This is a genomic window from Rhodococcus sp. ACPA1 (genome assembly GCF_002300195.1).
In the GTDB taxonomy this organism is placed as follows: Bacteria; Actinomycetota; Actinomycetes; order Mycobacteriales; family Mycobacteriaceae; genus Rhodococcus_F; species Rhodococcus_F opacus.
Genome location: NZ_NSDX01000001.1, coordinates 1,319,824 through 1,339,890, shown reverse-complemented (window position 1 = coordinate 1,339,890; position 20,067 = coordinate 1,319,824). Strand labels below are relative to the sequence as shown.

Genomic DNA, 20,067 nt, shown 5'->3' with positions numbered 1-20,067 from the left:
GGCCCCAGCCTAGCCGCTCACGTCCTGTCGTTCATTCTCCCCCGCTGCCCTCCTGCTTCTTCGGCTTCGTGAGGGGAACGACGCCGAGGATCGCGCTCTCGACCTGTTCCCGGCTCGCCCGGGTGTCTCCGCCGCCGAGATCGAGGCAGAACGAGTCGATCACCGACGAACCCAGGGTGGTCACCCGCGCCCATCGGACGTCCGCGCCGCACGTGTCGAACGCGTCGGCCAGCCGGGACAGCAGCCCCAGCCGGTCCTCGGCCCTCAGCTCGAGGATGACCTCGCCGGGCGATGCGGTGTCGAACCAGATGACTCGCGGCGGCGCCTGCGCGTACTGCACGGGAACCGCGGCTTCGCCCCGTTCCTCCACGGCGGCGACGCGCTGGCTCTCGCGAGCCTCCTCTTCCTTGGCCGTGAGCATCTCCAGCAGGTTCAGTTCCCCCGCGAGCGCGCGGATCAGTTCCTGCCGCAGCAGACCCGCCTGCGGCGGCGCCCCGAACCTCGGAGACACGACGAACGAGTTGACCGCCGACCCCTCGGCGCTGCCCAGAGACGCGGAGTAGACCCGCAGGGAGTGCAGCGCGAGCACGCCCGCCGCCTTCGACAGCAGACCCCGCTGGTCGGGGGCGATGACCGTCACCACATACGTGTGCGGACTGTCGGCGGGGACCAGCGCGACGTGCACGCCACCCGATGCCGCCAGCGCGACGTGTTCCGGATCGAGCGGATCGGGTGCGGGAAACACTTCTCCCGCCATGACGAGGCGGCAGCGGCGCACGAGTTCCCCGATCAGCGACGACTTCCAGTCACCCCACACCCCGGGACCCGTCGCCAGTGAATCCGCCTCCGCCAGCGCGTGCAGCAACTCCAGCAGGACGCCGTCACCGCCGAGCGCCTCCACGACCCGCTCGACCGTCTCGGGATCGTCGAGATCACGCCGCGTCGCGGTGTGCGGCAGCAGCAGGTGGTGGCGCACGATCGCCGTCAGCAGCGCGACGTCCGACGGCCACAATCCGAGGCGCTTACCGATCTGGGTGGCCAGTTCCGCGCCGACCACGCTGTGGTCGCCGCCGCGGCCCTTTCCGATGTCGTGCAGCAACGCACCGAGCATCAGCAGGTCCGGGCGCGCGACGCGGGTGGTGAACCCACTGGCATAGGCGGCGGTCTCGACGAGATGACGATCCACCGTCCACGTGTGCACCGCGTCGCGCGGCGGCAGATCCCGGACGGCACCCCACTCGGGAAGAAGCCTGCCCCACAGCCCGGTCCGATCGAGAGCCTCGATCGCCGCGACGGCACGGCTACCCGAGCCGAGCATCACCAGCAGATCGTTCAGCGCCTCCTTCGGCCACGGCTCGCGCAGCTCGGGGGCGTTGTCGGCCAGGCGATTCAGAGTGGACGCCGACATCGGCATCCCCGTCGTCGCCGACGCCGACGCGACTCGCAGCACGAGGCCGGGGTCCTTCGCCGGCCGGGCGTCGCGCGCCAGCACCACCTCCCCGGCGTGCTCGACGACACCCTCGTCGAGGGGCCGTCGCACCGGTGGTCGGCGCAACCGCGCCAGACCGCGCCGCGGCAGGGCGTGTCCGGCCGTCCGCACACCGACGTCGACGGAATAGCTGATGGTGCGTGCGGCATCACTGAGCATGCGCGCGAGGTCAAATCGATCGCCGATCCGCAGTGCGGCGCCGATCTCGTCGGCGTCCTGCGCCCGCAACTGATCCCGGGAGCGGCCTGCGACCCGGTGCAGTTCGGTGCGGACGTCGAGGAGCCGGCGATGCGCGAGTGCCAGTCCCCCGCCGGGCGACTCGGGACCGAGCCCGGGCATGCCGTCGGTGAGCTGCGCGATGGACAGCGCGTTGAGCAGCTGTACGTCCCGCAGTCCACCGCGACCGCTCTTCAGGTCGGGCTCTGCGCGGTGGGCGATCTCGCCGCTGCGTTCCCAGCGCGACCGCGTCTGCTCGATGAGACCGTCGAAACGGTTGCGGATGTCGGTGCGCCACTGCCGGCGCACCCCGCTGATGAGCAGATTGGTCAGCTCGACGTCACCGACGATGTGACGGGCCTCGAGCATTCCCAGCGCCGCGGTGATGTCCGTGTCCGCCACCTGTAGGGCCTGAGGGATGGTGCGGACGCTGTGGTCGAGCTTGATGTGCGCGTCCCACAACGGATACCAGAGCTGGTCGGCCACCTGCGCGACGACCGCCGGATCCATGTCGTCGTGAAGCAGAAGAAGGTCGAGATCCGAGTACGGCAGGAGTTCCCGGCGACCGAGCCCACCGACCGCGACGAGCGCGAAACCGCTGTCGGGCTTGATGCCCAGCTCGGCACCCTTTGTCGTCAACCAGAACTCGTGCAGGTCGACGAGCGCGTGACGGAGCGCGGCGGCGTCGAGCCGACGCCCGTGACCTGCGGGATTCCTTGCGCCGGGGCCGGTCTCGGAGCCACCGGTGAGCAGTTGCCTGCGTGCGCGGGCCAGGTCCGCTGCTTGGTCCGATCCGCCTGACGCAACCGGCCCTGGTTCCGTCGCCTTGGCGACGGGACCAGGGCCGGTCTTACCGGACCCGTTGGGGTCAGAGTGCATCCGCGCCGCGTTCCCCGGTACGCACCCGGATCACCGACTCGACCGGTGAGACCCAGACCTTGCCGTCACCGATCTTGCCGGTGCGTGCCGCCTCGACGATCACCTCGACGACCTTGTCCACAGCAGCGTCGTCCACGACGACCTCGACCCGGACCTTCGGAACGAAATCGACCGAGTACTCGGCACCTCGGTAGACCTCGGTGTGGCCCTTCTGCCGGCCGTACCCCTGAACCTCGCTGACGGTCATCCCGAGGACACCCGCCTGCTCGAGTCCCGTCTTCACGTCCTCCAGAGTGAACGGCTTGACAATTGCTGTGATCAGCTTCATTTCCTCATCCCTCCTTGCCGGATACACGAGCAGTTGCCGAGTTTCCGCCGAGAGCGGCGAAATCGTAGCCAGTTTCTGCGTGTTCCGACTCGTCCACTCCAAGTGATTCACCCTCGTCGCTGAGCCGCAGACCGATCGTGAACTTCACGATCAACGCGACGACGGCCGTCCCGACGAGCGAGTAAAGCAGTACTGCTCCGGCGCCCACTGCCTGACGCCAGAGTTGGTCGAGGCCTCCACCATAGAACAGTCCGACAACACCCGCGGGCGCCTCAGCCGTTGCGACCAGGCCCACCATCAGCGTTCCGACGATGCCGCCGACGAGGTGGACACCGACGACATCGAGCGAGTCGTCGAATCCGAAGCGGAACTTGAGTCCGACCGCGAGTGCGCAGAGTGCGCCTGCCACGACGCCGATGGCGAGTGCGCCGAGGACGTTCACCGAGGAGCAGGAAGGCGTGATGGCAACCAGGCCGGCCACGATTCCGGACGCCGCGCCGAGTGTGGTGGCGTGGCCGTCGCGAATCCGCTCGACCAGGAGCCAGGCGAGCATGGCCGCGCACGTTCCGATGACGGTGGTGATGAAGGTTGCTCCGGCGATGCCGTTGGACCCGACGGCCGAACCGGCATTGAAACCGAACCAGCCGAACCAGAGGAGGCCGGCGCCGAGCATCACGAAGGGCAGGTTGTGCGGGCGGAACGGGGTTCCCGGCCATCCCTTGCGCTTGCCGAGAATGATCGCGAGGACGAGGCCGGCGGCGCCGGCGTTGATGTGGACGGCGGTACCACCCGCGAAGTCGACCGCGGCGAGCTTGTTGGCGATCCAGCCACCGGTCTCGGCGGTGACACCGTCGAAGGCGAAGACCCAGTGCGCCACGGGGAAGTACACGACCGTCGCCCAGAGGCCGGCGAACAGCAGCCAGGGCCCGAAGCGCAGGCGATCCGCCACGGCACCCGAAATGAGGGCGACGGTGATGATCGCGAACATGGCCTGGAACGCGACGAACACCGTCGCGGGGATGGTGCCGACGAGCGGGATCGCGGAGTCGGCGATGACCGAACCGGCGTCGTCGGTCTCGGCGAGGTAGGACCCGCCGAACAGTCCCTTGAGTCCGAAGTACTGGAACGGATCACCGACAAGGTTTCCCTTGTCCTCACCGAAGGCCATGGAGTAGCCGTAGAGAACCCACAGGATGCCGACGACACCCATCGCGCTGATGCTCATCATGAGCATGTTCAGCACGCTCTTGGCCCGCACCATGCCGCCGTAGAAGAACGCAAGACCCGGAGTCATGAGCAACACGAGCGCGGCGCTGGTCAGCATCCACGCTGTGTCCCCGGTGTCCGGTGCACCGATAGTGGGGAAATCCACCTTGAGCCTCCTCCTTCTCTGCCCAGCCGGTAGCGGCTGACGACCTGAGAAGAAGGGTGCTCAGTTGGTGTTTCGGCTATGCCACTGCACTGTTTCGCGCTCGTGAACGCATCGGCCTATTTTGTTGCGTGCAGGTTTCGCCAGGCGATTTGCGGTCGGTTTCATCGCCCCGGAGCGGTCCGGGACCCCGCGACGACCCCGAATCGCTGCGTCAGCCGAGCAACGCGTCGACGAAGGCGCCCGGCTCGAACGGAGCCAGATCGTCGGCGCCCTCACCGAGCCCGACGAGCTTCACGGGAACCCCGAGTTCGTGCTGAACCTGGAACACGATGCCACCCTTGGCGGTGCCGTCGAGCTTGGTGAGGACCACACCGGTGATGTCGACGACCTCGGCGAACACCCGCGCCTGCGCGAGGCCGTTCTGGCCGATGGTCGCGTCGAGGACGAGGAGCACGTCGTCGACCGAGGCCTTCTTCTCGATGACCCGCTTCACCTTGCCGAGCTCGTCCATCAGTCCCGTTTTCGTGTGGAGCCGGCCGGCGGTATCGATCAGCACGACGTCGACGCCGGTATCGATTCCCTTGGACACGGCGTCGAACGCGACGGCCGCCGGATCTGCGGCTTCCTTCCCGCGCACCACCTCGGCGCCCACTCGCTCGGCCCACGTCTGCAGCTGGTCCGCGGCTGCGGCACGGAACGTGTCGGCGGCACCGAGCAGGACGCGCCTGCCGTCGGCCACGAGCACACGCGCGAGCTTGCCGGTGGTGGTGGTCTTGCCGGTGCCGTTCACACCGACGACCAGCAGGACCGCCGGGTGGTCGTCGTGCGGCAGGGCACGGATCGAGCGATCGAGTTCCGGCCGGAGTTCGGCGACCAGGACTTCACGCAGCAGCGCGCGGGCATCGGCCTCGGTGCGGACGCTGCGCGATGCCATCTGCTCACGCAGCGACGTGACGATCTTCGTGGTGGTCGCCGAGCCGAGGTCGGCGATGAGGAGCGTGTCCTCCACCTCTTCCCAGGAGTCCTCGTCGAGATCGCCACCGCCGAGCAGTCCGAGCAGGCTCTTGCCCACCGCGGACTGGGAGCGGGACAGCCGCCCACGCAGGCGGTCGAGCCGTCCTTCGGTGGGGGCGATGACGTCGAGCACCGGCGCGGCGGCAGCCGGTTCGGGTTCGGGTGCGGGCGCGACCTCGGGTTCCGGTTCGACCTCGGGCGCGACGACCGGTTCGTAGGTGACCGGTTCCGGCGGGGCCGTCGGCTTCTCCGGGGCCTTCTCGGGGGCCTTCTCGGGGGCCTTCTCGGGGGCCTTCTCGGGCGCCGGGGGCGCGACGACCTCGGGTTCGGGCGCGGCCACCTCGGGTTCGGGCGCCGGTTTCGGCAGAACCGGCTCGGGCGCAGGCGGACGTGGCGGTGCCGTCGCCGTCGACCCCTGGCTGAAGTTGAACCCGCCGTCCGCCCGGTAACTGCCCGAACGGTCCTTCTCCGCCGTGGTGACCTGCGGGGTGTCCGGCGCCTTCAGGGAAATCCGGCGACGCCGATACAGCAGGGACCCGACGACGAGAACGACGAGAAGTACGGCCAGTGCGGCCGCGATGGCAATCCAAGCTCCGGTAGTCACGCCGCCCATTGTTTCAGGCTCCGGATTTCGTCGCGCACTGCCTTCCCGCCCGCGCCGTCCCGGAGCGGGTCGAAATCAGACGTCCGCGGCCGCCATGTCCTGGCCACGGAGCCGCTGGGAGATGACGGTAGTGATGCCGTCGCCGCGCATGCTGACGCCGTAGAGCGCGTCGGCCACCTCCATCGTCGGCTTCTGGTGAGTGATGACGATCAGCTGCGACTTCTCCCGCAACTGCTCGAACAACCCGATGAGACGACGCAGGTTCGTGTCGTCCAGCGCGGCCTCCACCTCGTCCATCACATAGAAGGGGGACGGCCTGGCCCGGAAGATCGCCACGAGCATCGCCACCGCCGTCAAAGACTTCTCGCCACCGGACAGCAGCGACAGCCGCTTGACCTTCTTGCCGGGCGGGCGGGCCTCCACCTCGATGCCGGTGGTCAGCATGTCCGACGGATCGGTGAGCACCAGCCTGCCTTCACCACCGGGGAACAGTTTCGCGAACACCTGCACGAATTCGCGTTCGACGTCCGAGTAGGCCTCGGTGAACACCTGCAGGATGCGGGCATCGACGTCGGCCACCACCCCGAGGAGATCCTTGCGGGCGGTCTTCACGTCCTCGAGTTGAGTCGAGAGGAAGTTGTAGCGCTCCTCGAGCGCGGCGAACTCCTCGAGTGCCAGGGGGTTGACCTTGCCGAGCGTCGCCAGGTCCTTCTCGGCACGTTTCGCGCGACGTTCCTGCGTGGCGCGGTCGTACGGAATCGGTGCGGGCATCGTGACCTGCTCGCCGCGCTCCTTCGCCTGCTCGTACTCCTCCATCTCGAGTGCGGACGGCGGCAGCGCGACATCGGGGCCGTATTCGGCGATCAGATCGTCCAGGCCGATCCCGTGCTGTTCGAGGATCGCCTCCTCGAGCTGCTCGATGCGCAGCGCGGCCTGGGCGCGAGCCACCTCGTCGCGGTGCACGGAATCGGTGAGCGACGCCAGCTGTCCGGTCAGCTGACGCACCCTTTCCTTCACCTGTTCGAGTTGGGTCGTCCGCTCGGTGCGGGCCCGGGCGAGTTCGTCACGGTGCGCCATCGCGGCGTCGACGACGTCACCGAGGTGCTCGGCGACCCGCTGTCCCGACTCGGCGACCGCCGCCGCGACGGCGGCCGCGTTCTGGCGGGCCTTCATCGCGCGTTCGGCCCGGGCGCGCGCGTCGCGTTCCACCTGTGCGGCGCGGCGCAGGGAGTCGGCCTTGCCGCGCACCGACTCGGCGCGCTCCTCGGCCGTGCGCACGGACAGCCGGGCTTCCACTTCCACGGCCCGCACTTCGGCCAGTGCGGCGGCCGCCATCTCACGATCGATGCTCGTCGTGTCGGAACCGCCCGTGTCGGCACCGGCGGACGACCCGTCCTGTTCCGCCAGGCGCAGCCGTTCCTCGAGTTCGGCCAGCGCGGTCAGCGTGTCCTCTCGGCCGCTCTCGGCCTTGTCGCGCTGCGCCATGAGCCGATCGGATTCGGCGTGCGCGGCCCGCGCGGCCTGGCCGAGGCGGCCGAGGCGCTCGTAGATGGCGGACATCGCGGCGTCGGACTCGTTCAGCGCGGCCAGTGCCTGCTCGGCGTTCTCCTGGCGGTCGGCCTGTTCCGCGACCGCGCCGGACAGTGCCGCGGCCAGTTCCTCGGCGCGACGTTCGGCGCGGGCGAGATCCTGCACCGAGTTGTCGATGGCAGCCTGGACCTCGAGGGTGCTCGGCTGACGGTCCGACCCGCCGCTCATCCAGCCCGCTCCGAGGAGATCTCCCTCGCGGGTGACGGCGCGCACGTCGGGCCTGCGCCGGACGGTCTCGACGGCGTCGTCGAGGGAATCGACCACGACCACTCCACCCAGGAGCGCCGCGAGTCCGGTCCGCAGTTCGGCGGGGCAGTCGATGACGTCGACGGCCCACCGGGCGCCGGAGTCCAGGTGTCCGCCGTTCGCCGCCGCCTGATCGGTTCCGATGAACAGGGACGCCCGACCGCTGTCCGTCTCCTTCAGCGCACCGACTGCGCTGCGGGCGGCGTCGAGGGATTCGGCGACGACGGCGTCGGCGGCGGGGCCCATGGCCGCCGCGACGGCGCCCTCGTACCCCTTCTCGACGGTGATGAGGCCACCGATCGGTCCGCGGATGCCGTGTTCGCCGCGATTCTCGACGAGCCAGCCGGCGCCGTCCTTGCGTTCGAGGCCCATCGCCAGCGCGTCGATCCTGGCACGCAGGGATGCCACTTCCTGCCCGGCTGCGCGCTCCTCGGCCTGGAGTTCGGTAACGCGTTCGGTGATCAGGCGCAGTGCCTCGACGGCACGCTCGTGGTGGGAATCCAGTCCGAGCTCGCCGGCGTCGAGGTCACCGATCTCGTCCTGGACGACCTCGAACTCGGACTGTGCCGCGTCGCCGCGCTGGCGGGCCTCTTCGATCGCGACGGTCAGCCGGGACACTTCGGCGTCGACGGAGTCGGCGCGGGTGCGCAGCGTGTCGACCTGGCCGGACAGCCGCGCCAGGCCTTCACGGCGGTCGGCGATCGCCCGGACCGCCGCCATGTGAGCCCGTTCCGCCTCGGCGGCGGTCTCCTCCCCCAGTGCCAGCTGCTCCTTGGCCGCGTCCAGCGCCGCGCGCGCCATCTCGACGGCTTCGACGAGCTCCATCTCCTCCGCGGCGATCCGGTCGGCGCGGGCCTCCATCTCGTCGGGATCCTGACCGCGGTTCGCGGAGGGCTCGGCGTCGAGGTGGCGTGCCCGCTCGCGGGCGATACGGATGGTCGCGTTGACGCGCTCGGCGAGTGCCGACAGCTGGAACCAGGTCTGCGCGGCCGCTTCCGCACCCGGTGTGAGCCTCGACAGTTCCTGTTCGTGCCGTCCCAGCTCGAGATTGGCCTCGTCGAGTGCCTCGGTGACCTGGTCGTGCTGCTCGCGCGCGACCTTCTCGTCCTGAGCCTGGCTGGCCAGGTCCTCGCGCCGCGTGACCAGGTCGTCCGCGGCGAGCCGCAGCTTCGCGTCGCGGAGGTCGGCCTGCACGGTCTGGGCGCGGCGTGCCACCTCGGCCTGCCGTCCGAGTGGTTTGAGCTGGCGCCGCAGTTCCGCCGTGAGGTCGTTCAGGCGCGCCAGGTTGGCCTGCATCGCGTCGAGTTTGCGGACCGCCTTTTCCTTGCGTTTGCGGTGCTTGAGGACGCCTGCTGCTTCCTCGATGAACGCGCGCCGGTCCTCCGGACGGGATTCGAGGATGGCGGCGAGGCGGCCCTGACCGACGATCACGTGCATCTCCCGGCCGATGCCGGAGTCGCTGAGCAGTTCCTGCACGTCCATCAGCCGGCACGAGCTGCCGTTGATCTCGTATTCGCCGGCGCCGTCGCGGAACATGCGCCGGGTGATCGACACCTCGGAGTAGTCGATCGGCAGGGCGCCGTCGGAGTTGTCGATCGTCAGTGTGACCTCGGCGCGTCCGAGGGGCGCCCGCCCGGCGGTGCCGGCGAAGATGACGTCTTCCATCTTGCCGCCGCGAAGGGCCTTCGCCCCCTGCTCGCCCATCACCCAGGTGAGCGCGTCGACGACGTTGGACTTACCCGATCCGTTGGGCCCTACGACACAGGTGATTCCCGGCTCGAATCGCAGAGTCGTTGCGGACGCAAAGGATTTGAATCCCTTCAGCGTCAGACTCTTCAGATGCATGACGGAGAACTTTACCTGCGGTTCACCGTTCCACGAACCCGGTGAGGTCGCCGCGGGCGGAATCCCATTGCTCCACGACGAGATCGACCGCGCCCGGCGTGTCTCCCGACCGCAGCAGCGTCAGCAGGGTCTCCAGCTTGTCGCGAGGCCCCTCGGCGATGACGAGCACGCGGCCGTCCTTCTGGTTGGCCGCGTATCCGACGAGGCCGAGTTCCAGCGCACGGGCGCGGGTCCACCACCGGAATCCCACACCCTGCACGAATCCGTGCACCCACGCGGTCATTCTCTCCATGTCCGTCACGACCGTTCGAGCTTGTAGATCTTCCCGGTGAAACTGGTGGCGTAGAGCGCGTCCGGATCCCAGCCCGGCCCGGCGCCGAACCGCACCGACGACACCAGCGGCAGCCCGGACGCGAGGGCGCAGCTCTCCCCCGTCGCGGGATCGACCCGCACCACTTTGCCGCCGCCGTTGTAGGCGACGTAGACGACGCCGTCCGGTCCGACGGTGAGATCGTCGGCCGCATTGAGGGGCCCGGAGCCGGGCAGCTCGACCGACACGACGGGACCGCTCAGGTCGTCCTCGCGGAGGATGCGCAGCGTGGTGGTCGTGTCGAACGTCGTCACCGTGTAGACGTTGGCGTCGTGCGCGGCGAGACCGTCGACCGTTCCCAGATCGGTGCGCACGACCTCCGGGGTGTGGGGATCCGCGGCGGGGACGCGGGTCAGGCCCGCCCCGGAGCCCAGATTCCGGGCGGTGAGAATGTCTCCGTTACTCAGCCGGACCAGCCCGTTCGGCATGACCAGCCCGTCGGCCACGGTTCGTGTGTCACCCGTGCCGAGGTTCACGACGTCGACCGTGCCGCTCGCCGAGCCCGTGACCCCGGCGGCGAAGGAGTTCCCCGTGGCGAAGTACGCGTCGGCGCCGTCCACGGCGATTCCGCCGGGCGACTCGACCTCGGGCACGATCGGGGTGACGGTGCCGTCGGGGGCGACCCCGTCGAGGGCTCCGCCGCCGACCAGGCCTGTCCGCGACACCAGCATGGTGCCCGCCCCGTCGAAGGCCAGGTTCTCGAGAACCCCCGCCCCGGACGTCACCTCCGACACCGACCACGGGGTGCACGCGCCGCCGGGAGGCGAGAACGCGGGCCCGGCGGCCGCGGGCGCGACCACGAGCAGACCCGCGCAGAGCGCCGCCCCGCCCGCGACCGCGGCCAGCTCACGCCGCATCATGCTTCTCTCTCGACGGTCAGTGTCACTTTCGTCCCGGCCTTCAGCGTCCGCCCGACCGTGCAGACCTTGTCGACCGACCGTTCCACGAGCGCAACCAGACGCTCCTGCGCATCGGCGTCGAGTTCGCTGAGGTCCAGTTCCATGACCTCGTCCAGCTGCGGGTACACCTCGTTCTCCCGGTCCGCGGCACCGGACACCCGGATGGTGGCGTCGTAGTTGTCACCCAGCCGCCGCGACAGCGGGAAGTCCGAGCTCATTCCACTGCACGCGGCGAGTGCGATCTTCAGGAGTTCCCCGGGGGTGAACACGCCCTCCACGCCCTCGGAGCCGATCAGGACCTCGGCGCCGCGCGAGCTGCGACCGGTGTACCGCCGGGTGCCCGTTCGCTCGACCCACAGTGAGGTGGGCGCCGTCGTGTCGGAAGTCTGTTCTGCCATGCGCTCAATCCTGCCACCGATCGGCGCACCGCCAGGTAGGTGGGTGGGCGGCAGTGGTTTCCGCGGAATTGTGAACGAGGATTCTCAGCAGAGGGAACCGGTGGGCCGTAGGGTGAACCGACCAATGACGCCGAGGGGTAACGGGGAATGCAGATGGGCCAGATCGGTAGTGCGGGAGAGCGCCAACTTCAGTCCGAGTACGGCACCGAGGATCGTGCCGCCAAGTTCTACTCGGATCAGATGCTGGACCATCTCAATCCGACGATGATCGAGTTCATCGGACGCCAGGAGATGGCCTTCATCGCCACCGCCGACGCCTCCGGCGAATGCGACAACAGTCTGCGCGCCGGGACACCGGGATTCATACACGTCATCGACTCGAAGACCCTCGCGTACCCGGAGTACCGCGGCAACGGCGTGATGGCGAGCCTCGGCAACATCCGGGAAAACCCGCACGTCGGAATCATTCTCGTGGACTTCGTGCAGGACCTCATCGGACTGCACGTGAACGGTTCGGCCCGGATCGTCGAAGACCCCGTCCTGCGCTCCGACGTCGCAGATCTGCCTGCGGACCACGCGAACGGCCGGATCCCGGAACGCTGGGTGGTGGTGGAGGTGGAGGAGGCATACATCCATTGCCGCAAGCACATTCCGAGAATGGCACCGGTGCCCCGCCACCGTGAGTGGGGCACCGACGACGTGAAACGCAAGGGCGGCGACTACTTCGACGCCAAGGCGACACCGCGCCACGACCCCGACGGACAGTTCGCCGACGAGCCCGTGACCGCCGAACTCACACAGACGATTTCGCCGGGCTTCTCCGTGGTGCCGGCTGGCACTTCGGGCAACTGAACGACGAGCGGTTCATGAATTTCTCCCGCCGGATCGCGGTGCCGCACCGCCGGCACGGGCGATCCTCCTGACCGTAGGCGGACAGCGAACGGTCGAAATAGCCCGACTCGCCGTTGACGTTCACGTAGAGAGCGTCGAAGGACGTGCCGCCCTGGGTGAGCGCCTCACGCATGACCTCCTGCGCGGCCGTGAGCACTTCACGGATCTTGGGACCACTCAGCCTGTCGGTGAGCCGATTCCCGTGGATCTGGGCGCGCCACAGCGCCTCGTCCGCGTAGATGTTGCCGATGCCGGAGACGACGGTCTGGTCCAGAAGCGCACGCTTGATCTCGGTGTGCTTGCCGCGCACGACCTTCACGGTCGCCGTGAGGTCGAACCGCGGATCCAGTGGATCACGGGCGATGTGCGCCACCGAGTCCGGCACGAGCGATCCGTCGACGTCGACGAGAGGTGCCAGCGCCCAGCCCCCGAACGTCCGCTGGTCGACGAACCGGAGGTCGAGACCGGAATCGAGCCGGGCCCGGATGCGCAGATGCTTCTCGGTCGGCAATTCCGGTGGCTGCACGAGCATTTGACCACTCATGCCCAGATGCACCACGAGAGCGACGGTGCTGGGTTCGAGGACCAGCCACAGATACTTTCCACGACGGTCGGCGCTCGCGATGCGTTCGCCGGTGAGCTGTCCGGCGAGGTCGGCGGCGCCGGGCAGATGACGCCGGATCGCCCGCGGATGCAGGATGTCGACGGAATCGATCGACGCCCCCACGATGTGGCGTTCGAGTCCGCGCCGGACCACCTCGACTTCGGGTAGTTCAGGCACTGACGTCGTCGGCCGCTACGTCGGGGCCTGCGTCGGACAACGCATTCCACGCCGTGCTCGCAGCCTTCTGCTCGGCCTCTTTCTTGGAGCGGCCGATACCGACGCCGAGGGGCTTGCCGCCGATGATCACGGTGGCGGTGAATTCCTTGTCGTGGTCCGGGCCGGTCGCGGTGATCTCGTACGCCGGGACGCCGACGCCACGCTCCGCGGTCAACTCCTGCAGACTCGTCTTCCAGTCGAGACCCGCACCGAGACGGGGGGCCCGCTGAAGGAGATCGCTGAAGAGGTCGAGTACGACGCGTCGCGCCGTGTCGATGCCGTGCTCGAGGTGGATGGCGCCGAGAATCGACTCCATGCCGTCGGCCAGGATGCTCGGCTTGTCACGGCCACCGGTCATCTCCTCGCCCTTCCCGAGCAGGAGATGCGCACCGAGGCCGCCCTCCCCGAGAGTGCGGGCCACCTCCGCGAGCGCGTGCATGTTGACGATGCTCGCCCGGATCTTCGCGAGATCGCCCTCGGACTTGTCCGGATGCGCAAGGTAGAGCTTCTCGGTCACGGTGACTCCGAGCACGGAGTCGCCGAGAAATTCGAGACGCTCGTTGGTGGGGAGACCACCGTTCTCGTACGCATACGAGCGGTGCGTCAACGCCAAGGTGAGCAGCGAAGGCTCGATTTCTACGCCGAGGGCGGCGAGGAGGGAAGCATGATCCTCCTCGCCGCCGGCGGGTGTATTACTGATGTCGCTCGTCACAACGCCTCTCCGCGGAGAACTAGACGGCGGCAGTGACCTGGCGGCCCTTGTATGTGCCACACGACGGGCACGCGACGTGGGGCAGCGTCTTCTCGCCGCAGCCACGGTTGGGGCAGGTGACGAGAGTAGGCACAGTGGTCTTCCACTGGCTGCGACGCGACCTCGTGTTGGATCGCGACATTCTGCGCTTGGGGACAGCCACTTCTACTTCTCCTCGGCTTCGGTGTTCACAAGATTCTTGCTGGGTTCTGATTCCACGCCAAATTTGGCTGCAAGACCAGCCCAGCGAGGATCAAGTATGTCATGCCCATGGCCAGATTCGGCAATCGCCAGGCGAACGCCACATTCTGGGCACAATCCTTGGCAGTCGTCACTGCAGAGCGGCTGCAATGGCAGTGCGAGGCCGACGGCATCGATCACGACGGGTTCGAAGTCGATCTCGTCGTCCACGACGTGATAGACCTCCCCCTCCTCCGTGGTCTCTTCCGTGGCGCTGTCCGGGTATGCGAACAGCTCCGTGAGAGTCAGGTCCACCGTGCCGGAGAACGGCTCGAGACATCTCGAGCACTCCCCCACGGTGTCGGCTCGCAACGAACCGGTGACCAGGACCCCCTCGGATACGGCCTCCAACCGGAGATCGAGATCGATCTCCGATCCTTCCTCGATGGCGATCAGGTCGAGACCGATGCGCTGTGGCGCCGTCACCACCCGTTCCACGGTGCGCATCGAACCGGGACGACGGCCGAGTTTGACCGTGTCCAGCACGAAATCCGCGTCCCGTCGGGAACGCGATGAGCTGTGGCGATGGGATGACAACAAACTTCACTTTCGAGAAAAGGGAAACGACTAAGGGCAACCACTCCACGATACGCAATCTGCGCGGTGGAGCCAAATTCGATCGAGTGCGGCGACCGACGGTCGCTCAGCGGCGACGCTCGGCGCGACGGTCGTCGACGTCGTAGTCCGAGGCGTAGTCGGGTACACCCGAACCGGTCCGCAACTGCTGACGTCCCCGGCCGACGGACCGGACGGTGCCGTTCAGGAAGTCCTCGAATTCCGCGAGCTTCGTGTCGACGTACAGGTCGCAGTCCGAGCGGAGACGATCGGATTCGGCGTGCGCGGAGTCGATCACCCGGGCCGACTCGGCGTGCGCCTCCTGGACGACCTCCGTCTGCGAGACGAGGCGCGCCTGCTCCGCCGTACCCTCCGCAACGGACCTCTCGTACGAGGCCTTGCCCGACTCGATCATGCGATCGGCCTCGGTCCGCGCTCGACCCGTGAGTGCGTCGTATTCGCGCTGGCCTTCCGCAACCGAGGACTCGGCCTCGGCGCGCGCGTCGGCGACCAACTGCTCGGCGTGCGCGCGGGCCTCGGCGACCATCCGGTCGGCCTGCGCCTTCGCGTCCGCCAGAATGCGGTCGGCGTCGTCGCGGGCGTTCTCGATGGTGGAGTTCGCCTCGGCGTTGGCGCTGGAGATCGTCTTCTCCGCGTTGGACCGCGCGTCCCCCACCAGTTTGTCCTTGTGGTCCAGGACGTCCTGGGCGTCGTCGAGTTCACCGGGAATCGCATCGCGCACGTCGTCGAGCAGTTCGAGGACGTCACCGCGTGGGACTACGCAGCCGGCGGTCATCGGTACGCCGCGTGCCTCTTCGACAATCGCGACAAGTTCGTCGAGCGCCTCGAATACCCGGTACACAAGCAACCCCAATCATCCATGACCCTCAGCAGGTCGGCGCAGCCTTCTTCGTGCAAGTCTGCCCGACCGGACGCCGAGGGTGTGTCGTGGCAGCCGGTGTGTCGGGTATCAGCTGCTCTCGGCGGCGCGCTCGGCGATCCTCGCGAGAAGACGGGCGTGGACCTTCTCGGGCAGCATGTCGGAGACGTCGCCACCGAACGTGGCCACTTCCTTCACGAGCGAACTCGACAGGTAGCTGTACGTGGGGTTGGTCGGGATGAAGAGGGTGTCGACGCCACTGAGCTTCTGGTTCATCTGCGCCATCTGCAGCTCGTAGTCGAAGTCGTTGGCGCCGCGCAGGCCCTTGACGATCGCTGTGATCCCTTGCTGCTTGGCGTAATCCACCAGCAGGCCGTGCCAGGACGAGACCCGCACGTTGGGCAGCTCACTGGTTGAGTCTTCGAGCATCTCGATGCGCTCTTCGACGGTGAACAGGCCACGCTTGCTCTTGTTGACCATGACCGTCACGATTACCTCGTCGAACTGCGCGGCAGCTCTGCCGATCACGTCAAGGTGGCCATTGGTCACGGGGTCGAAGGATCCGGGGCAGACAGCGCCAGTCATGAGTCCAGACCGTAGCAGGTCGCCAATTCGATTCTCGCCTCGCCGTACTTCTTCGCCTTGACGGGTGCGAAGCCTTCGGGCCAGGCCGTCTCGGGTGACCTCGACGACCGCTCGAGCACCACGATCGAGCCGTCGCCGACCCAGCCGTTGACCCGCAGGTGGCCGAGCACCGTCTGCACCGCCTGGTCGTCGACGGCGTACGGCGGATCCGCCATCACCAGGTCGTACGGCCGGTCGGCGATGCCCGCGAGCACCGCCGCCACCGGAGCGCCGCGCACTTCCGCGCCCGGTAGCCCGACGGTCGTCACGTTGTTCTTGATGATGCCCGCCGCTTTCGCGTCGGACTCGACGAGGACGACGCGGTCCGCACCCCGGGAGAGCGCCTCCAGCCCGAGCGCCCCCGAGCCCGCGTAGAGATCGAGGACGGACGCGCCCTCGAGGTCCATCCGGCTGTGCAGTGCGCTGAACAATGCCTCGCGGACCCGGTCCGAGGTGGGCCGGGTCCCGCTCGGCGGGACCCGCAGGCGTCGACCGCCCGCGAGTCCCGCGATGATCCGAGTCACTCGCTCGCGGACTCCCCTGTCGCCACGACGGCGAGGAGGTCGCCGCCCTCGACCTGCTGGACCGATCCGATGGCCAGCCGGGAGACGGTGCCACCGCGGGGGGCGGTGATGGCCGCTTCCATCTTCATGGCCTCGATGGTCGCGATCGTGTCGCCGGCGGAGATGTGCTGGCCCTCGGTCACGGCGAGGGTCACCACCCCGGCGAACGGTGCCGGCACGTGGCCGGGGTTGTTCTTGTCGGCCTTCTCCGCGGCGGGCAGCTCACTGGAGATGGAGCGGTCGCGCACCGACACCGGACGCAGCTGCCCGTTGAGGATGCACATCACGGTGCGGTATCCGCGCTCGTCGGGTTCGGAGATGGCCTCGAGCCCGATGATCAGCTCGACACCCTGCGCGAGGCGGACCCGGTGTTCGTCGCCGCGACGCAGCCCGTAGAAGAACTGGTTCGCCGAGAGCTGCGAGGTGTCGCCGTACTTGTCGCGGTGCTCGAGGAATTCCTTCGTCGGGCCGGGGAACAGCAGCCGGTTGAGCGTCGCGCGGCGTTCCGTGGACGTGCCGGAGAGGGCCTTCTCGTCCTCCGCGGACAGCGGCACCTCGGGCTTGGCTTCGCCGCGGCCTTCGAGGGCCCGGGTGCGGAACGGTTCGGGCCAGCCACCGGGCGGGGTGCCCAGTTCGCCGCGCAGGAATCCGACCACCGAGTCGGGGATGTCGAACTTCGCCGGGTTGTCCTTGAATTCCTCGGTGGAGGCACCGGATCCGACGAGGTGCAGGGCGAGGTCGCCGACGACCTTCGACGACGGGGTGACCTTCACCAGGCGGCCGAGCATCCGGTCGGCGGCCGCGTACTTGGCCTCGACCTCCTCGAACTTGTCACCGAGACCGAGGGCCACCGCCTGGGTGCGCAGGTTCGACAGCTGACCGCCGGGGATCTCGTGGGTGTAGACGCGTCCGGTCGGGGCCGGCAGCCCGGACTCGAACGGCTTGTAGACCTTGCGCAGCGCCTCCCAGTACGGCTCGAGGTCGCACACGGCCTGCAGGTCCAGGCCGGTGTCGTGCTCCGAATGCGCGGCCGCGGCCACGATCGCCGACAACGCCGGCTGGCTGGTGGTGCCGGCCAGCGCGGCCGAGGCCCCGTCGACCGCGTCGGCGCCCGCCTGCCACGCGGCCAGGTAGGTCGCGAGCTGACCGCCCGGGGTGTCGTGGGTGTGCACGTGCACGGGCAGGTCGAAGTTCGTGCGCAGCGCCGTCACCAGGGTGGTGGCGGCCGGGGCGCGGAGCAGTCCGGCCATGTCCTTGATCGCGATGATGTGCGCGCCGGCCTCGACGATCTCCTCCGCCAGGCGCAGGTAGTAGTCGAGGGTGTACAGGTTCTCGTTCGGGTTCGACAGGTCGCCGGTGTAGGACAGGGCGACCTCGGCGAGGGCGGTGCCGGTCTCGCGGACGGCGTCGATGGCCGGCCGCATCTGGTCGACGTTGTTGAGGGCGTCGAAGATGCGGAAGATGTCGATGCCGCTGTTGGTGGCCTCCTCGACGAACGCCCGCGTCACCTTCTCCGGATACGGGGTGTAGCCGACGGTGTTCCGGCCACGCAGCAGCATCTGCAGGCAGATGTTCGGCACGGCCTCCCGCAGCGCGGCCAGCCGGTACCACGGGTCCTCGTGCAGGAACCGCAACGCCACGTCGTAGGTCGCACCACCCCACGCCTCGATGGAGAGCAGTTCCGGGGTCAGCCGGGCGACGTGTCCGGCGACGTCGAGCAGACCGCTGGTGCGCACGCGGGTCGCCAGCAACGACTGGTGTGCGTCGCGGAAGGTGGTCTCCGTGACGGCGAGGGCCTTCTGCTCCCGCAGTGCCTTGGCGAATCCTTCCGGGCCGAGGGCGAGGAGCTTCTGGCGGCTGCCGTCCGGCGGCGGGGTGGACAGGTCGATCTGGGGCAGCTTGTCGCGCGGGTACACCGCCGACGGCCGCTCGCCGTGCGGCTTGTTGACCGTCACGTCGGCGAGGTAGGTGAGGATCTTGGTGCCACGGTCGGCGGAGCTGCGCAGCGTGAGCAGCTGGGGGCGCTCCTCGATGAAGGACGTGGTGACCCGGCCGGCCTTGAAATCGGGGTCGTCGAGCACCGCCTGCAGGAACGGGATGTTCGTCGACACACCGCGGATGCGGAACTCGGTGACCGCGCGGCGGGCCCGGGCGACGGCGGTTTCGAAGTCGCGGCCGCGGCACGTCAGCTTGACGAGCATCGAATCGAAGTACGCGGACACCTCTGCCCCGACCGACGTCCCGCCGTCGAGGCGGATACCGGCACCACCCGGGGTGCGGTAGCCGGTGATCCGACCGGTGTCCGGGCGGAACCCGTTGGCGGGGTCCTCGGTGGTGATGCGGCACTGCAGCGCCGCACCGCGCAGCGTGATCTTGTCCTGACTCAGCCCCAGATCCGCGAGAGTCTCCCCCGACGCGATCCGCAACTGCGACTGCACCAGGTCGACGTCCGTGACCTCTTCGGTGACGGTGTGCTCGACCTGGATGCGCGGGTTCATCTCGATGAACACGTGGTTGCCGCGGGTGTCGAGGAGGAATTCGACGGTGCCCGCACAGGAGTAGTTGATCTCCTTCGCGAACGCCACGGCGTCCGCGCAGATCTTCGCCCGCAACTCTTCCGACAGGTTCGGGGCCGGCGCGAGCTCGATCACCTTCTGGTGACGGCGCTGCAGCGAGCAGTCCCGCTCGAACAGGTGGATGACGTTGCCCTGACCATCGGCCAGGATCTGAACCTCGATGTGACGCGGGTCGACGACGGCCTGCTCGAGGAACACCGTCGGGTCACCGAACGCCGACTCGGCCTCACGGGCGGCGGCCTCGATGGACTCCTTGAGCTGCGCCGGCTCGGCGACCCGCCGCATGCCGCGGCCACCGCCGCCGGCGACGGCCTTCACGAACAGCGGGAACTGCATGGTCTCGGCCGCGGCCAGCAACTCGTCCACGTCGGCGGACGGCTCCGACGACGCCAGCACCGGCAGACCGGCGGCCTTCGCGGCGGCGATCGCGCGCGCCTTGTTGCCGGTGAGCTCGAGCACCTCGGCGGACGGACCCACGAACGTGATGCCCGCCTCGGCGCACGCGGCGGCGAGATCCGGGTTCTCGGAAAGGAAGCCGTAGCCGGGGTAGATGGCGTCGGCGCCTGCCTGCTTGGCCGCGGAGACGATCTCGTCGACGGAGAGGTACGCCCGAACCGGGTGTCCCTCCTCGCCGATCTGATAACTCTCATCGGCCTTCAGACGGTGGATCGAGTTCCGATCCTCGTACGGGAACACCGCGACCGTTCCAGCACCTAGTTCGTAGGCGGCACGGAAAGCGCGGATCGCAATTTCGCCACGGTTGGCGACCAGGACTTTGGAGAACATTGGAGCAAACTACCCCGCCGTCGACGGCCGCGGATAAATGGCATCCCACATTTCAGGATCCTCCACAAACTTCACAAAGACCCCCCTGACGTGTGCGAATTCTGCAACAGACCCGAAACAGACGAGCAAAG

General features: G+C 68.4%; 17 protein-coding genes. 1 reads left to right on the top strand and 16 read right to left on the bottom strand.

From position 1 onward, the window contains the following. Positions 1-31: 31 nt before the first annotated feature. The 8 genes from CJ177_RS05960 to CJ177_RS05925 all read right to left on the bottom strand — a co-directional run bounded on the left by CJ177_RS05960 (position 32) and on the right by CJ177_RS05925 (position 11,250). Positions 32-2,584, bottom strand: coding sequence for a [protein-PII] uridylyltransferase (locus tag CJ177_RS05960; protein WP_005240469.1), 2,553 nt, complete (start codon positions 2,582-2,584; stop codon positions 32-34). Further along, entirely contained in the window at positions 2,574-2,912 is a 339-nt protein-coding gene (locus tag CJ177_RS05955; RefSeq protein ID WP_005240467.1) for a P-II family nitrogen regulator, read from the bottom strand. Before CJ177_RS05955 ends, CJ177_RS05960 begins: the two co-directional genes overlap by 11 nt. A gap of 4 nt (positions 2,913-2,916) precedes the next feature. Further along, positions 2,917-4,236 (bottom strand): ammonium transporter, encoded by a 1,320-nt coding sequence (locus CJ177_RS05950; RefSeq protein WP_210752954.1) that lies wholly within the window; start codon positions 4,234-4,236, stop codon positions 2,917-2,919. A gap of 259 nt (positions 4,237-4,495) precedes the next feature. After that, positions 4,496-5,911, bottom strand: a complete 1,416-nt coding sequence (ftsY, locus tag CJ177_RS05945; protein ID WP_095867405.1) for a signal recognition particle-docking protein FtsY — start codon at positions 5,909-5,911, stop codon at positions 4,496-4,498. Positions 5,912-5,977: 66 nt separating this feature from the next. Next, a complete protein-coding gene (gene smc, locus CJ177_RS05940; RefSeq protein ID WP_095867404.1) occupies positions 5,978-9,583 on the bottom strand; it encodes a chromosome segregation protein SMC in 3,606 nt (1,201 codons plus the stop codon). 22 nt (positions 9,584-9,605) lie between these two features. Further along, entirely contained in the window at positions 9,606-9,875 is a 270-nt protein-coding gene (locus CJ177_RS05935) for an acylphosphatase (RefSeq protein WP_011598391.1), read from the bottom strand. Positions 9,876-9,880: 5 nt separating this feature from the next. Beyond that, complete coding sequence (locus tag CJ177_RS05930; RefSeq protein ID WP_095867403.1) at positions 9,881-10,810, bottom strand: hypothetical protein; 930 nt, start codon at positions 10,808-10,810, stop codon at positions 9,881-9,883. Further along, positions 10,810-11,250 (bottom strand): OsmC family protein, encoded by a 441-nt coding sequence (locus CJ177_RS05925; protein ID WP_005240454.1) that lies wholly within the window; start codon positions 11,248-11,250, stop codon positions 10,810-10,812. Before CJ177_RS05925 ends, CJ177_RS05930 begins: the two co-directional genes overlap by 1 nt. Positions 11,251-11,397: 147 nt before the next feature. Here CJ177_RS05925 and CJ177_RS05920 point away from each other — a divergent pair, with 147 nt between their 5' ends. Beyond that, positions 11,398-12,102, top strand: a complete 705-nt coding sequence (locus CJ177_RS05920; protein WP_037179138.1) for a pyridoxamine 5'-phosphate oxidase family protein — start codon at positions 11,398-11,400, stop codon at positions 12,100-12,102. Here CJ177_RS05920 and mutM read toward each other — a convergent pair. The 8 genes from mutM to CJ177_RS05880 form a co-directional block, all read right to left on the bottom strand. Further along, positions 12,044-12,922 (bottom strand): bifunctional DNA-formamidopyrimidine glycosylase/DNA-(apurinic or apyrimidinic site) lyase, encoded by an 879-nt coding sequence (gene mutM, locus CJ177_RS05915; protein ID WP_095867402.1) that lies wholly within the window; start codon positions 12,920-12,922, stop codon positions 12,044-12,046. The two genes, CJ177_RS05920 and mutM, sit on opposite strands and share 59 nt — an antisense overlap. Continuing rightward, positions 12,915-13,673 (bottom strand): ribonuclease III, encoded by a 759-nt coding sequence (gene rnc / locus CJ177_RS05910; protein ID WP_005240448.1) that lies wholly within the window; start codon positions 13,671-13,673, stop codon positions 12,915-12,917. Before rnc ends, mutM begins: the two co-directional genes overlap by 8 nt. Before the next feature lie 19 nt (positions 13,674-13,692). After that, positions 13,693-13,875 carry a 50S ribosomal protein L32 gene (rpmF, locus tag CJ177_RS05905; protein ID WP_005240446.1) on the bottom strand — a complete coding sequence of 61 codons (183 nt, stop codon included), beginning with the start codon at positions 13,873-13,875 and terminating at the stop codon, positions 13,693-13,695. Between the two features lie 2 nt (positions 13,876-13,877). Then, positions 13,878-14,438 carry a DUF177 domain-containing protein gene (locus tag CJ177_RS05900; protein ID WP_095867401.1) on the bottom strand — a complete coding sequence of 187 codons (561 nt, stop codon included), beginning with the start codon at positions 14,436-14,438 and terminating at the stop codon, positions 13,878-13,880. Positions 14,439-14,595: 157 nt separating this feature from the next. Further along, a complete protein-coding gene (locus CJ177_RS05895; protein ID WP_005240442.1) occupies positions 14,596-15,369 on the bottom strand; it encodes a DivIVA domain-containing protein in 774 nt (257 codons plus the stop codon). A gap of 108 nt (positions 15,370-15,477) precedes the next feature. Next, the gene (gene coaD / locus CJ177_RS05890; protein WP_005240440.1) at positions 15,478-15,972 is read right to left on the bottom strand and encodes a pantetheine-phosphate adenylyltransferase; all 495 of its coding nucleotides are present in this window, start codon (positions 15,970-15,972) and stop codon (positions 15,478-15,480) included. Beyond that, a complete protein-coding gene (gene rsmD, locus CJ177_RS05885) occupies positions 15,969-16,535 on the bottom strand; it encodes a 16S rRNA (guanine(966)-N(2))-methyltransferase RsmD (RefSeq protein ID WP_061042902.1) in 567 nt (188 codons plus the stop codon). Before rsmD ends, coaD begins: the two co-directional genes overlap by 4 nt. Further along, on the bottom strand, positions 16,532-19,936 hold the full coding sequence (locus tag CJ177_RS05880) for a pyruvate carboxylase (protein ID WP_095867400.1): 3,405 nt from the start codon (positions 19,934-19,936) through the stop codon (positions 16,532-16,534). Before CJ177_RS05880 ends, rsmD begins: the two co-directional genes overlap by 4 nt. Positions 19,937-20,067 lie beyond the last annotated feature (131 nt).